The 13,156-nt window shown below is 65.1% G+C and carries 14 protein-coding genes and 1 tRNA gene; 12 read left to right on the forward strand and 3 right to left on the reverse strand.

Annotated features, from left to right (window positions below):
* Window positions 1-131: 131 nt before the first annotated feature.
* Window positions 132-1,058 (reverse strand): DMT family transporter, encoded by a 927-nt coding sequence (locus tag A8M77_RS09040; RefSeq protein ID WP_086921375.1) that lies wholly within the window; start codon window positions 1,056-1,058, stop codon window positions 132-134.
* Window positions 1,059-1,086: 28 nt separating this feature from the next.
* Between A8M77_RS09040 and A8M77_RS09045 the strand changes: the two genes are divergently transcribed.
* Window positions 1,087-1,500: a gamma-glutamylcyclotransferase family protein gene (locus A8M77_RS09045; protein WP_192871577.1), complete on the forward strand. Its 414-nt coding sequence runs from the start codon at window positions 1,087-1,089 to the stop codon at window positions 1,498-1,500.
* 226 nt (window positions 1,501-1,726) lie between these two features.
* Window positions 1,727-3,046, forward strand: a complete 1,320-nt coding sequence (gene aceA / locus A8M77_RS09050; RefSeq protein ID WP_086921228.1) for an isocitrate lyase — start codon at window positions 1,727-1,729, stop codon at window positions 3,044-3,046.
* Between the two features lie 69 nt (window positions 3,047-3,115).
* On the opposite strand, the gene A8M77_RS09055 is transcribed toward aceA, so the two are convergent.
* Window positions 3,116-4,078: a GlxA family transcriptional regulator gene (locus A8M77_RS09055; RefSeq protein ID WP_086921229.1), complete on the reverse strand. Its 963-nt coding sequence runs from the start codon at window positions 4,076-4,078 to the stop codon at window positions 3,116-3,118.
* 115 nt (window positions 4,079-4,193) lie between these two features.
* On the opposite strand from A8M77_RS09055, the gene A8M77_RS09060 reads away from it, so the two are divergent.
* From A8M77_RS09060 to A8M77_RS09105, 10 genes are all read left to right on the forward strand, one after another.
* Window positions 4,194-4,505, forward strand: a complete 312-nt coding sequence (locus A8M77_RS09060) for a putative quinol monooxygenase (RefSeq protein ID WP_086921230.1) — start codon at window positions 4,194-4,196, stop codon at window positions 4,503-4,505.
* A 221-nt stretch (window positions 4,506-4,726) separates the two neighbouring features.
* Window positions 4,727-6,634 carry a threonine--tRNA ligase gene (thrS, locus tag A8M77_RS09065; RefSeq protein WP_086921231.1) on the forward strand — a complete coding sequence of 636 codons (1,908 nt, stop codon included), beginning with the start codon at window positions 4,727-4,729 and terminating at the stop codon, window positions 6,632-6,634.
* 98 nt (window positions 6,635-6,732) lie between these two features.
* The gene (gene infC, locus A8M77_RS09070; RefSeq protein WP_086921232.1) at window positions 6,733-7,341 is read left to right on the forward strand and encodes a translation initiation factor IF-3; all 609 of its coding nucleotides are present in this window, start codon (window positions 6,733-6,735) and stop codon (window positions 7,339-7,341) included.
* A 153-nt stretch (window positions 7,342-7,494) separates the two neighbouring features.
* Window positions 7,495-7,698: a 50S ribosomal protein L35 gene (rpmI, locus tag A8M77_RS09075; protein ID WP_028253491.1), complete on the forward strand. Its 204-nt coding sequence runs from the start codon at window positions 7,495-7,497 to the stop codon at window positions 7,696-7,698.
* A 23-nt stretch (window positions 7,699-7,721) separates the two neighbouring features.
* Window positions 7,722-8,081 (forward strand): 50S ribosomal protein L20, encoded by a 360-nt coding sequence (gene rplT / locus A8M77_RS09080; RefSeq protein WP_028253492.1) that lies wholly within the window; start codon window positions 7,722-7,724, stop codon window positions 8,079-8,081.
* A gap of 130 nt (window positions 8,082-8,211) precedes the next feature.
* The gene (pheS, locus tag A8M77_RS09085) at window positions 8,212-9,288 is read left to right on the forward strand and encodes a phenylalanine--tRNA ligase subunit alpha (RefSeq protein WP_086921233.1); all 1,077 of its coding nucleotides are present in this window, start codon (window positions 8,212-8,214) and stop codon (window positions 9,286-9,288) included.
* 24 nt (window positions 9,289-9,312) lie between these two features.
* Window positions 9,313-11,751, forward strand: a complete 2,439-nt coding sequence (gene pheT, locus A8M77_RS09090) for a phenylalanine--tRNA ligase subunit beta (protein WP_086921234.1) — start codon at window positions 9,313-9,315, stop codon at window positions 11,749-11,751.
* 5 nt (window positions 11,752-11,756) lie between these two features.
* Window positions 11,757-12,119, forward strand: a complete 363-nt coding sequence (locus tag A8M77_RS09095) for an integration host factor subunit alpha (protein ID WP_192871578.1) — start codon at window positions 11,757-11,759, stop codon at window positions 12,117-12,119.
* A gap of 63 nt (window positions 12,120-12,182) precedes the next feature.
* Window positions 12,183-12,650 carry a MerR family transcriptional regulator gene (locus A8M77_RS09100; RefSeq protein ID WP_086921236.1) on the forward strand — a complete coding sequence of 156 codons (468 nt, stop codon included), beginning with the start codon at window positions 12,183-12,185 and terminating at the stop codon, window positions 12,648-12,650.
* Between the two features lie 26 nt (window positions 12,651-12,676).
* Window positions 12,677-12,753 (forward strand) — tRNA-Pro (locus A8M77_RS09105).
* 46 nt (window positions 12,754-12,799) lie between these two features.
* Here A8M77_RS09105 and A8M77_RS09110 read toward each other — a convergent pair.
* On the reverse strand, window positions 12,800-13,072 hold the full coding sequence (locus A8M77_RS09110) for a hypothetical protein (RefSeq protein ID WP_086921237.1): 273 nt from the start codon (window positions 13,070-13,072) through the stop codon (window positions 12,800-12,802).
* Between the last annotated feature and the right edge of the window lie 84 nt (window positions 13,073-13,156).

The following is a 13,156-nucleotide window of genomic DNA, read 5'->3' on the forward strand; positions in this document are numbered from 1 at the left end:
CCACTGGCACTGCGGATGCTAAAGGAGAAAAAACGCGTTTCCAAGGGAAAAAGGCGATTTTTCATTGGGGGCTGTTGTTTTTTCAGAGGGGAGAAGTGGCCCTTCTCCCTCTGGAGTGGGCTCGCAGCGCGTCAGGAGCGCCGCGCGGGCCAGGTCGCGAGCACCACGCCGAGCAGCGCGAATGCGAACGCGCAGACCTGCAGTAGCGACAGACTTTCACCCAGCACGAGCACGCCGACCAGGGCTGCGCTCACCGGCAGCATGACCGTGAACACACCCGCCTGCGAGGCCGGCACGCCCTTGAGGCCCGTCATCCAGAGCCACACCGTCCAGATGCTCGCGGCCAGCGCGTAGACCACCAGCAGGCCCCAGAGGCCGAGCGGCACGGCGCCGAAGTCGAAGCGCAGCGCGAACCACAGACCCAGCGGCGTGGACAGCATGAAGCCCCAGAGGTTGATCAGCGAGGAGATGCGCTTGGGGCTCAGCTTGCCGGTGAGCGACTTGCCGATCACCGCGTAGGCCGCTTCGCAGAGCACCGCGCAGAACACCAGCAGGTTGCCCAGCCAGGGCATCGCGGGCGTGCCCGCGCCGGCCGGATGCGCCGTGGACTCGGCCGGCGCGATGGCGAGCAGGCCGATGCCGCCCGCTGCGCAAGCGATCGCGAGTGCGGTGCGCCGCGTGATGGCTTCGCGCAGGAAGACGCGGCTGCCGATCGCCACGACGGCCGGGATGGAGGCCATGATCACGCCCGCCGACACCGCGGTGGTCATGCTCACGCCGAACAGCATGCAGATCGAGAACAGGAAGTTGCCGAGGAAGGATTCGAGAAAGACCAGGCCACGTGTGCGCATGCTCATCGCCGGTTCGTCGGGCGGGCGGCGCAGCCAGTGCGGCATCGCCAGCGCCGCGATGCCGAAGCGCAGCCAGGCGAGCAGGAAGACCGGGAAGGCCAGTACCAGCGGCTTGGAGAGAGCGACGTAGCTCCCGACCAGCGACATGCTGAGGGCCAGGCAGCCATAGGCGAGCAAGCGGCCGGGTGCGGGGCGGGCGGCGTTCAATAGACTGGAGCGGTTCCGAATCGAGTCGATGATCATGCCCCATTCCGCGCCCCCGACCCGCCACGTGTTCGTCTACGGCACCCTGCGCCGTGGCGGGCGCAACGACATCGCGCGTTTCGATCCGCCGCCACGCTTCGTGGCCGAGGCCTCCATCCGCGGCACGCTCTACGACCTCGGCAGCTATCCGGGTGCCGTGCTCGGCGGCGACGGCATGCTGGCCGGCGAGGTCTACGCGATCGCGCCGGCGCTGGAAGCGCGGCTCGATCTGCTCGAGGAGGTGCAGCCCGACGGCAGCGGTGAATACATCAAGCGCGACGTGCGGGTGCGGGTCGGCGAGGTCGAGATCGACTGCCTCGTCTACGAGATCCATCCGGCGTGCATCGCAGGCAGGTGCGTGATTGCGTCGGGCAACTGGTTCGATCGCGCGCCGCCTTTTTCATGATGAGGGGCTTGTTGCGCATCGTGAAATCAGCGAATGCTGCGCCGCACTATTTTTTCTTGATATGAGAAAACTCTTTCCGCATTGAGAAAAGTCTCTGTAACTCTTTGATTTTGCTGGTCCAAAAAAAAGTCTTCTATAAGACATAAGACAGGAGATGCTGACGTACAGTTGGTACCAAGGGCGCAGTGCCCCACCCCTTAATCAACCCTTGGACCTTGGAGTGACCATGCCTCAGACCATCACCGAACAACTGAGCCGCGAACAGCAGATCGCCGCCCTCGAGAAGGAGTGGGCGACCAATCCGCGCTGGAAGGGCATCAAGCGCGGCTACAGCGCTGCCGACGTGGTGCGCCTGCGCGGATCCTTCCCGATCGAGTACACGATTGCGCGCCGCGGCGCCGAGAAGCTGTGGGACCTGGTGAACAACGAGCCCTACGTCAACTGCCTCGGCGCGCTGACCGGCGGCCAGGCGATGCAGCAGGTTAAGGCCGGCATCAAGGCGATCTACCTGTCGGGCTGGCAGGTTGCTGCCGACAACAACAGCTATGCCGCGATGTATCCGGACCAGTCGCTCTACCCGGTGGACTCGGTGCCGACGGTGGTCGAGCGCATCAACAACACCTTCCGTCGCGCTGACGAGATCCAGTGGTCCAAGGGCACGAACCCCGGCGACAAGGGCTACGTCGACTACTTCGCGCCTATCGTGGCCGATGCCGAAGCGGGCTTCGGCGGCGTCCTGAACGGCTTCGAATTGATGAAGGCCATGATCAAGGCTGGCGCCGGCGGCGTGCACTTCGAGGACCAACTGGCCTCGGTCAAGAAGTGCGGCCACATGGGCGGCAAGGTGCTGGTGCCCACCACCGAGGCGGTGCAGAAGCTGATCGCCGCGCGCATGGCGGCCGACGTCTGCGGCACGCCCACGCTGGTGATTGCGCGTACCGACGCTGAAGCGGCCGACCTGCTGACCAGCGACTATGACGAGAACGACAAGCCCTTCCTGACCGGCGAGCGCACCGCCGAGGGCTTCTACAAGACGAGGAAGGGCATCGACCAGGCCATCTCGCGCGCCATCGCTTACGCCCACTACGCTGACCTGGTGTGGTGCGAGACCGGCACGCCGGACCTCGAGTTCGCCCGCAAGTTCGCCGAGGCCGTGCACAAGGTGCATCCAGGCAAGATGCTGGCCTACAACTGCTCGCCGTCGTTCAACTGGAAGAAGAACCTCGACGACGCCACCATCGCCAAGTTCCAGCGCGAGCTCGGTGCCATGGGCTACAAGTACCAGTTCATCACGCTGGCCGGCATCCACTCGATGTGGTTCAACATGTTCGATCTGGCGCAGGACTACGTGCAGCGCGGCATGTCTGCCTATGTCGAGAAGGTGCAGGAGCCCGAGTTCGCGGCCCGTGACCGCGGCTACACCTTCGTGTCGCACCAGCAGGAGGTGGGCACCGGCTACTTCGACGAAGTGACCACCGTGATCCAGGGCGGCAAGTCGAGCGTCACCGCGCTCACGGGCTCGACCGAGGAAGAGCAATTCCACTGATACCCAGCTGTCACTGAGTCTTGGTCCCCGCGCGAGCAATCCGCGGGGATTTTTTTCGTCCGCGCTCAGTCAGTCGCGCAGCCGCAGCTCGCGCACGCCGCGGCCCAGGCGCTGGCGCAGCAGGGCGCGCAGGGTCACGCCCTCGGCATACCCGACCAGGCCGGCGATCTGCTCGAGGCTCTTGTCGCTGGTCTTCAGCAGGTGGACGGCGCGCTCCACGCGCAGGTCCTGGAAGTAGGACAGGGGCGTTTTGCCCAGGACCTGCTGCATGCGGCGCGCGAGGGTGCGCTTGCTGGTGCCGGCTGCCGCGGCGGCCTCGTCGAGCGAGAAACCCTCGGCCAGCCGGGCGCGCGCCCAGCGCTCGAAGCGCTGGACCGTCGGGTCGGAATGCGTCAGGTGGTCGGTGATCACATAGGCGGACTGTGCAGGGCGCGAGTCGACGATCAGGTACCTGGCCACGGTGGCTGCGAGCTCCGGGCTGGCCTGGCGCACCAGCAACAGGGCCATGTCGATGTGGCTCAATGCGGCGCCGGCGGTGACGAAGGGGCCCGAACTCACCAGCATGCGCGATTCGTCGAGCTTCACGCCCGGATAGCGCTGGCGGAAGAGCGACGCCAGCCACCAAGTGGTGGTGGCCTGGCGCTGGTCCAGCAGGCCTGATTCCGCCAGCACGAAGGTGCCGATGCAGGCGGCTGCGATCCGGACGCCATGGCTGGCTTGGGCGCGCAAGGCCGCCGCCGCTTCGGCGACGTCGCGCCGCTGCAATGCGGCCTGGAGGCCTTCGGGCATCTTTTCACCGAGCGCCGGCACCACGATCCAGTCCGGCCGGCCAACGTCAGGCGCCGAAACCACCGGCACGCGCAGGCCCTGCGATGTGCGAACCCGGCTGCGCACGCCCGTGACCCGCAGCTCGAAGGGCGGAACGTCGACATCCAGCATGCTCGCCAACTCGTTGGCCGTGCTGAAGACGTCCTGCACCGTGGCCAGGCCCGTGTCGAACACGCCGTCGAGCGCGAGCAGGTTGATCTTCATGGCAATAACAGTAGCAAAGATGTCAAGAATGCCAATAGGTCGAATCCCGTGCCTTGCCTAGAGTGCCTGGCCATGGACGCGCAATCCCGCGCGGCCTGATTCACTGGAGACTCTCATGATCAAGTACGCATTGTTCGCCCGCCTCGAAGCCAAGCCGGGCAAGGAAGCCGAGGTGCAGAAGTTCCTCGAAGCCGGCCTCGCCATGGCGCGCGACGAGAAGACCACGCCGATCTGGTTCGCTCTGCGCCTGTCGCCGACCAGCTTCGGCGTCTTCGACGCCTTCGAGGACGAGGCGGGCCGCCAGGCGCATCTGACGGGGCCGATCGCGCAGGCCCTGATGTCCAAGGCACCCGAGCTGTTCGCCCAGCCGCCTTCCATCGAGCCCATCGAGGTGCTGGGCCTCAAGAACGCCGCGTCCGCATCCTGAAGGCAGCGGCTAGAATCGCAAGCTTCCGTCAGCGCAGCAACAAGGGCGAGAAAGGCATCCTGGTTATGACACCGCGAACTACTCCGCAAGGACTGAGCGGCTTTTTCCGTCAAGGAGAGGGCCGGTAGGCCGCGCATGCTGGAAGGTTCCAGCGCCTGATGCTCATCACCAAAGCGCGGTCCCCCGGACCGCGCTTTTTGTTTTCTCGCCGAGGTTTTTCCATGATCCAGATCACGCTTCCCGACAACTCGCGCCGCGAGTTCCCAGGCCCGGTTTCCGTGGCCGACGTTGCCAAGTCCATCGGCCCAGGCCTGGCGAAGATGACGGTGGCCGGCAAGGTCGACGGCCGGCTGGTCGATGCGAGCGACCTGATCGAGCAGGACGCGAAGCTGCAGATCATCACGCCCAAGGACGATGAAGGCCTCGAGATCATCCGCCACTCGACGGCCCATTTGGTCGGCCATGCCGTGAAGCAGCTCTACCCGACGGCCAAGATGGTGATCGGACCGGTGATCGAGGAGGGCTTCTACTACGACATCTCCTACGAGCGTCCTTTCACGCCGGAGGACATGGAGGCCATCGAGGCGCGCATGCGCGAGCTGATCGCCCAGGACTACGACGTCATCAAGAAGATGACGCCTCGCGACGAGGTCATCGAGGTCTTCAAGTCCCGCGGCGAGGACTACAAGCTGCGGCTGGTGGAAGACATGCCCGACGAGAAGGCGATGGGCCTGTACTACCATCAGGAATACGTCGACATGTGCCGCGGCCCGCACGTGCCGAACACGCGCTTCCTCAAGGTCTTCAAGCTCACGAAGCTGGCCGGCGCCTACTGGCGCGGCGACGCGCGCAACGAGCAGCTGCAGCGCATCTACGGCACGGCCTGGGCCGACAAGAAGCAGCTGGACGACTACATCCGCCGCATCGAGGAAGCCGAGAGGCGCGACCATCGCCGCCTTGGCAAGGAGCTGGACCTGTTCCACATCGACGAGGTCGCGCCGGGCGTGGTGTTCTGGCATCCCAAGGGCTGGGCAATCTGGCAGGCTGTCGAGCAGTACATGCGGAAGGTGTACCGCGACACGGGCTACCAGGAAGTCAAGGGCCCGCAGATCCTCGACAAGAGCCTGTGGGAAAAGACTGGCCACTGGCAGAACTATCGCGAGAACATGTTCACGACGGAGTCGGAGAAGCGCGACTACGCGCTCAAGCCGATGAACTGTCCAGGCCACGTGCTCATCTTCAAGAGCGATCTGCGCAGCTACCGCGATCTGCCGATCCGCTACGGCGAGTTCGGCCAGTGCCACCGCAACGAGCCCTCGGGCGGCCTGCACGGGATCATGCGGGTGCGTGGGTTCACGCAGGACGACGGCCACGTGTTCTGCACGGAGAATCACATCCTGGATGAGTGCGTGGCCTACACGGCGCAATTGCTCAAGGTGTATGCCGACTTCGGCTTCAAGGACATCCTCTACAAGGTGGCGACGCGGCCCGACAACCGCATCGGGTCCGACGAGCTCTGGGACAAGGCCGAGAGCGCGCTCATGGAAGCGCTGCGCCGCTCCGGCGTGGACTTCGTGATCTCGCCCGGGGAAGGCGCCTTCTACGGCCCGAAGATCGAGTACACGCTGCGCGACGCCATCGGACGCCATTGGCAATGCGGCACGATGCAGGTCGACTTCAACATGGCCGAGCGCCTGGGCGCCGAGTACGTGACGGAATCCAGCGGCCGGGCTCACCCGGTCATGCTGCACCGCGCGATCGTGGGGAGCCTGGAGCGCTTCATCGGCATGCTGATCGAACATCACGCCGGGGCGCTGCCTGCCTGGCTGGCGCCGTTGCACGTCGCGGTGCTCAACATCAGCGAAGGGCAGGCGGATTACGCATCTCAAGTTGCGAAAACGCTGCAAAATCAAGGGCTTAGAGTTTCGCTCGACCTGCACAACGAAAAGATTACGTATAAAATACGGAAGCATTCGTTGCAAAAGCTTCCCTACATCCTCGTCGTGGGTGACAAGGAAAGGGAAGCAGGTGCCGTCGCAGTGCGCGCCCGAGGCAATCTTGATCTCGGTGTCATGTCGGTCGAGGCGTTCTCCCAAAGGGTCGCCAACGACATTCAACACAAGCTTTGAATTTCAACCGGTTCAAAGGCTGATTTCAACAATCAGGCCGCTTGTGGGCGTGGATTCGACGGTGTTCGCTACAGTTTTTGTAGCAAATTGATTGAAGGATTCTGACCATCGCTACTGCATTTCGCGACCGCCGCCACCGCGAGGAACGCCAACACCGCCTGAACCGGGAAATCATGGCCCCGGAAGTTCGCCTGATCGGGCCCGACAACGAGCAATTGGGCGTCGTGAGTCTTGCCGAGGCCTTGCGGCTGGCCGGCGAGCAGGACGTGGATCTGGTGGAAGTGGTCGCGGCGGCCAATCCGCCGGTCTGTCGGCTGATCGAGTACGGCAAGTTCAAGTACCACGAGCAGAAGAAGGCCGCTGAAGCGAAGTCGAAGCAGAAGGTCATCGAGGTCAAGGAAGTCAAGTTCCGGCCGGGTACCGACGAAGGCGACTACAACATCAAGATGCGCAACATCCGGCGCTTTCTCGATGATGGTGACAAGTGCAAGATCACGCTGCGCTTTCGGGGGCGCGAGATCACGCACCAAGAACTCGGGCTGGCGCTGTTGCAGCGCATCCGCGACGAGCTCGGCGATGCGATCGTGGTCGAGCAGTTTCCGAAGCTCGAGGGCCGGCAGATGATCATGATGATCGCGCCGGGCCGCAAGAAGGGGGGCGCGGCCAAGCCGGTCACGGAGCCGACGGCGGCGCCCGCTGCGGCCTGAGCCGCAGCGGCAGTAAGAAGAGTTTGAAGAGATTTCGCCGTTGCCTGTGCCCCAGGGTGCGGGCAGCAGCGAGATGAAGAAGTGTCTCGGGGCCGACAAGTCCGTGGGAATCATCCCCGGCGCCTCACGAGCACAAACGATAGGAGCATTCACATGCCCAAAATGAAGACCAAGAGCAGCGCGAAAAAGCGTTTCCGCGTTCGTCCCGGTGGCACCGTCAAGCGCGGTCAAGCCTTCAAGCGTCACATCCTGACCAAGAAGACCACCAAGAACAAGCGTCACTTGCGTGGTGCCACGGCAGTGCATGAGACCAACATGGTCTCGATGGCCGCCATGTTGCCCGGCAGCGGCATCTAACACGACGAACAAGGAGTACACACATGCCTCGCGTCAAACGTGGTGTCACGGCCCGCGCCCGCCACAAGAAGGTTCTCGCACTCGCCAAGGGTTTCCGCGGCCGCCGCGGCAACGTTTTCCGCATCGCCAAGCAGGCGGTGATGAAGGCTGGTCAATATGCCTACCGTGACCGCCGTACCAAGAAGCGCGTGTTCCGCCAACTGTGGATCGCCCGTATCAATGCCGCTTCGCGTGAACTGGGCCTGACCTACAGCCAGTTCGCCAACGGCATCCGTAAGGCCGGTATCGAGATCGACCGCAAGGTCCTGGCCGATATCGCCGTGCACGACAAGGCCGCTTTTGCCGGCATCGTGGAGCAGGTCAAGGCCAAGCTGGCCGCTTGATCCCGCAAGCGGGTTGCCGTTCCTCGGACGGCGGCCTGCGCTCACGGCACAAGGGCTGGCGCTTGAAAGGGCTCCAGCCCTTTTTTATTCCCGGCACCGGCCTTTATCTCTCTCACGCTCAAGAATTTCCATGAACGAGTTGGACTCCCTGGTCGACACCGCACGTGCAGCCTTCGCCGAGGCCAAGGCGCCGGCCGAGCTCGAGAACGCCAAGGCCCAGTTCCTCGGCAAGTCTGGCCGCATCACCGAGCTGATGAAGGGCATGGCCGCGCTGTCCGTCGACGAGAAGAAGTCGCGCGGTGCTGCGATCAACGTGGCCAAGCAGGCCATTGAGGCCGCGCTGACCGAGCGTCGACAGCAGCTCGCCGACGAAGAGCTCGCGGTCCAACTCCGTGCCGAAGCGCTCGACGTGACCCTGCCCGGTCGCCGGCGCGCGGGCGGCGGCCTGCACCCTGTGAGCCGCACCATGGAGCGCATCGAGGCGATCTTCTCCAGCATGGGCTTCGACGTTGCCGACGGCCCGGAAGTGGAGAGCGACTGGCACAGCTTCACCTCGCTCAACAACCCGCCGAACCATCCCGCGCGCTCCATGCAGGACACCTTCTACGTCGACATCAACGGCGAGGATGGCATCCCTTACAACCTGCGTCCGCACACCAGCCCGATGCAGGTGCGCTACGCGCAGCAGCACATCAAGAAATACGCGGCCCAGTTCGAGGCTGCGGCGGCCGCCACCACCGGCACCATCAAGGCGCCGGAGATCCGTGTGATCGCACCAGGGCGCACCTACCGTGTCGACAGCGACGCCACGCATTCACCCATGTTCCACCAGTGCGAGGGGCTGTGGCTGGGCGAGAACGTGAGCTTCAAGGACCTGAAGGTCGTCTTCACCGACTTCTGCCGCACCTTCTTCGAGACCGATGACCTGGTGCTGCGCTTCCGGCCGAGCTTCTTCCCGTTCACCGAGCCGAGCGCCGAGATCGACATCCAGTTCCAGACAGGTCCCCTGGCCGGCCGCTGGCTCGAGGTTTCGGGCTCGGGCCAGGTGCATCCCCAGGTGGTGCGCAACATGGGCCTCGACCCGGAGCGCTACATCGGCTTCGCCTTCGGCATGGGCCCCGACCGGCTCACCATGCTTCGCTACGGCGTGAACGACCTGCGCCTGTTCTTCGACGGCGACCTGCGCTTCCTGAGCCAATTCCAGTAACAGACGACAGAACGAGAGCGCGAGATGCAATTCCCCGAGTCCTGGTTGCGCGAGTTCTGCAACCCGCCGATCGACAGCGAAGCGCTGGCCGAGACGCTCACCATGGGCGGCTTCGAGGTCGAGGAGCGCCGGCCGGCCGCACCGCCCTTCAGCAAGGTCGTGGTGGGCGAGATCAAGGAGGCGGCGCCGCATCCCAACGCCGACCGGCTGCGCGTGTGCCAGGTCGACGCAGGGCAGGGCAGGCTGCTGAACATCGTGTGCGGCGCACCCAACGCGCGCGTTGGCATCAAGGTGCCGCTGGCGCTCGTCGGTGCCGAGTTGCCGCCCGGCGAGGACGGCCAGCCCTTCCAGATCAAGCTCGGCAAGCTGCGCGGCGTCGAGAGCGAGGGCATGCTGTGCTCGGCGCGTGAGCTCAAGCTCAGCGAAGACCATGGCGGTCTGCTGGAGCTGCCGGCCGATGCGCCGATCGGCGCCGACGTGCGCGAGCTGCTCAAGCTCGACGATACCCTGCTCACGCTCAAGCTGACGCCGAACCTCGCGCATGGCCTGAGCGTCTACGGCATCGCCCGCGAGCTCGCGGCCCTGACCGGTGCCCCGCTCAAGACGCCGCCGATCCCGCCGGTGACGGTCGCCGTGGCCGACAAGCTGCCGGTCCAGGTCGAGGCCCCCGATCTGTGTGGCCGTTTCTCCGGCCGCGTCGTCCGCGGCGTCGATACCAAGGCCACGACGCCGGCCTGGATGGTCGAGCGCCTGGCGCGTTGCGGCCAGCGCAGCGTCTCGCCGCTGGTCGACATCTCGAACTACGTCATGTTCGAGTACGGCCAGCCCAGCCACATCTTCGATCTGGACAAGATCCACGGCGGGCTGGTCGTGCGCTGGGGCAAGGCGGGCGAACAGCTCAAGCTGCTCAACGGCAACACGGTGACCCTGGACGAAAAGGTCGGCGTGATCGCCGACGAGCGCGGCAACGTGGAGTCGCTGGCCGGCATCATGGGCGGCGATGCGACCGCGGTGTCCGACGACACCCGCAGCATCTACGTCGAGGCCGCCTTCTGGTGGCCCGAGTCCATCCAGGGCCGGGCACGCCGCTTCAACTTCTCGACCGATGCTGGCCACCGCTTCGAGCGTGGCGTCGACCCGAGCCGCACGGTGCAGATCATCGACCGCGTCACGCACCTGATCCTCGAGGTCTGCGGCGGCCAGCCCGGTCCGATCGACGACCAGACCCTACGCCAGCCCGAGGCCCGATCCGTCACGCTGCGGGTGGCGCGCGCCGCGCGCGTGATCGGCATGCCGCTAACGCAGGCCCAGTGCCGCGACGCGCTGCGCCGGCTCGGCTTCCCGATCGAGGAGGGCGAGGGCACGCTGGTGGTCACGCCACCGCCGCATCGCTTCGACCTGCTGATCGAGGAGGATTTGATCGAGGAGGTGGCCCGCCTCGTCGGCTACAACAACCTGCCGACGGTGGCGCCCTTGGCGCCCATCACCGCCCGCGTGAAGCCCGAGGCGCAGCGCAGCAACTTCGCGGTGCGGCACCGGCTCGCCGCGCTGGGCTACCAGGAGACCATCAATTTCAGCTTCGTCGAGGCGCACTGGGAAGAGCAGCTTGCGGGCAACGCCGACCCGATCAAGCTCCTGAACCCGATCGCGAGCCAGATGAGCGTGATGCGCTCCTCGCTGATCGGCTCGCTGCTCCAGGTCCTGAAATTCAACCTCGACCGTCGCGCACCGCGAGTACGCGTGTTCGAGGTCGGGCGCGTGTTCCTGCGCGACGACACGGTCGCCACTACCGACAGCACCGTCAAGGGCGTGCATCAGCCAATGCGCGTGGCCGGCCTGGCCTTCGGAGATGCCGAGGCCGAGCGCTGGGACGGCAAGCCCCAGCGCGTCGACTTCTTCGACGTGAAGGGCGACGTCGAGGCCTTGCTCGCACCCCGCGCGCCCACCTTCGAGGCCGCCGAGCATCCGGCGCTGCATCCCGGTCGCGCGGCGCGCGTGCTGCTGGATGGCCGGCCGGTTGGCGTGATCGGCGAACTGCATCCACGCTGGCGCCAACAGTGGGAGTTTCCGCAGGCGCCCGTGCTCTTCGAACTGGCGCTCGATGCCGTCACCGCGCGTCAAGTGCCTGTGGCCCGGCCGGTGCCCAAGCACCAGGCGGTGGAGCGCGACATCGCCATCGTCGTAGCCGAGGCCGTCACGCACGATGCGCTGATGCGCACCATCCGCGCGGCTGCCGATCCGGCGCTGCTGCGCGATGCCGTGCTGTTCGACATCTACCGGCCTCAGGTCGAGCGCGACACCCCCACCGGCCCCGGCGGCCTGGCGCGCGGCGAGAAGAGCATGGCCGTGCGCCTGCGCTTCAACAGCGATGGCGCCACGCTGACCGACGAGCAGGTCGAGGCGGCTGTGGCCGCCATCCTCGAACAACTGAGCGCGCGGCTCGGCGCGCATCTGCGAGTATGAAGCTCATGGATTTCACGCTCGAAGCTCTGGAAACGCCGGCGTTGACCAAGGCGCACTTGGCTGATCTGCTATTCGAACAGATCGGCCTCAACAAGCGCGAGTCCAAGGACATGGTCGAGGCCTTCTTCGACTTGATCGCCCGCAGCCTGATCGAGGGCACGGACGTGAAGATCTCTGGCTTCGGCAACTTTCAGATTCGCACCAAGGCGCCGCGCCCAGGACGTAATCCACGCACCGGCGAAGCCATCCCCATTGGCGAGCGTCGCGTCGCAACCTTCCATGCCAGCGCCAAACTCAAGGAGCAGATCCAGGGCAGCGTGGGCGAGGACGCGTCGCAAGAGGTGGAGTGGGACCTCGGGGCCGAATAGTTCTTGGTCGCCCGCGCGGCGTGGAGTAATCTCTAAGGTTTCTCTCGCACCGTCTTGATTTCAATGGAGAAAACACTCCTGCCGCCCATCCCCGTCAAACGCTACTTCACGATCGGTGAGGTGGCGGAGCTCTGTGGCGTCAAGCCGCATGTGCTGCGCTACTGGGAGCAGGAGTTCACGCAGCTGCGTCCGATGAAGCGGCGAGGCAATCGCCGCTACTACCAGCACCACGAGGTGCTGATGATCCGCCGCATCCGTGACTTGCTGTACGACCAGGGCTTCACCATCAGCGGCGCGCGCAACAAGCTACAGGAAATGGTGCAGTTCGAGCGCGAGCGCCGCAAGGCCGGCGAGGTGCCGCTTGAGGGCATGGAAGCAGTCGAGATCGGCCAGGAGGAGTTCGACGCCGCGCTGCACGAGGACCAAGACGCGCACGACGATGCGGTCGGCCCGACCCTCGACGTGTCGCAACTGCTGCGCTTGAGACGCGAGCTGTACGAAATTCGCGAACTGCTCAGTCCGAATCACTGAAAAGCCCGGGCTATAATCGCGAGCTTCGGTGTGTGGCGCAGCCTGGTAGCGCACTTGCATGGGGTGCAAGGGGTCGAAGGTTCGAATCCTTTCACACCGACCAATAAAACGTCCAAGGGCGTCCGGATTCATCCTCCGGACGCCCTTTTTCATTGGGAAATCAAGCGTTTAGCCTCCGGTGTCGCGGCGCTGTCCACTGCGATGCCGAGCCCGGTGAGCCAGTCGCGCACCCGCTGGCCGTCCCCGCCGTGATCGGCGATCCAGACAGCACGTTCGTCGCTCTCCGTCGGCACGCTTTCTGGCGGTTCCACCCGTGCGCCGTTGTCGTAAGCGTAGAAGCTGCGTCCCGTCTTGCTGCCGAACGTCCCGGCGATGCGGAAGGAGTTCGGCGATGCCGGCGCGTCGGTCGGCTTGGCGCTCATGTGGTTGGCGCGCCCTACACGCCGCTGCCTTGATCCCGGCCAGGATGATCACCCCCAAGCAGGCTTCGTGAAAATGCATGGGGT

Source organism: Variovorax sp. JS1663, assembly GCF_002157355.1.
GTDB lineage: Bacteria > Pseudomonadota > Gammaproteobacteria > Burkholderiales > Burkholderiaceae_C > Variovorax.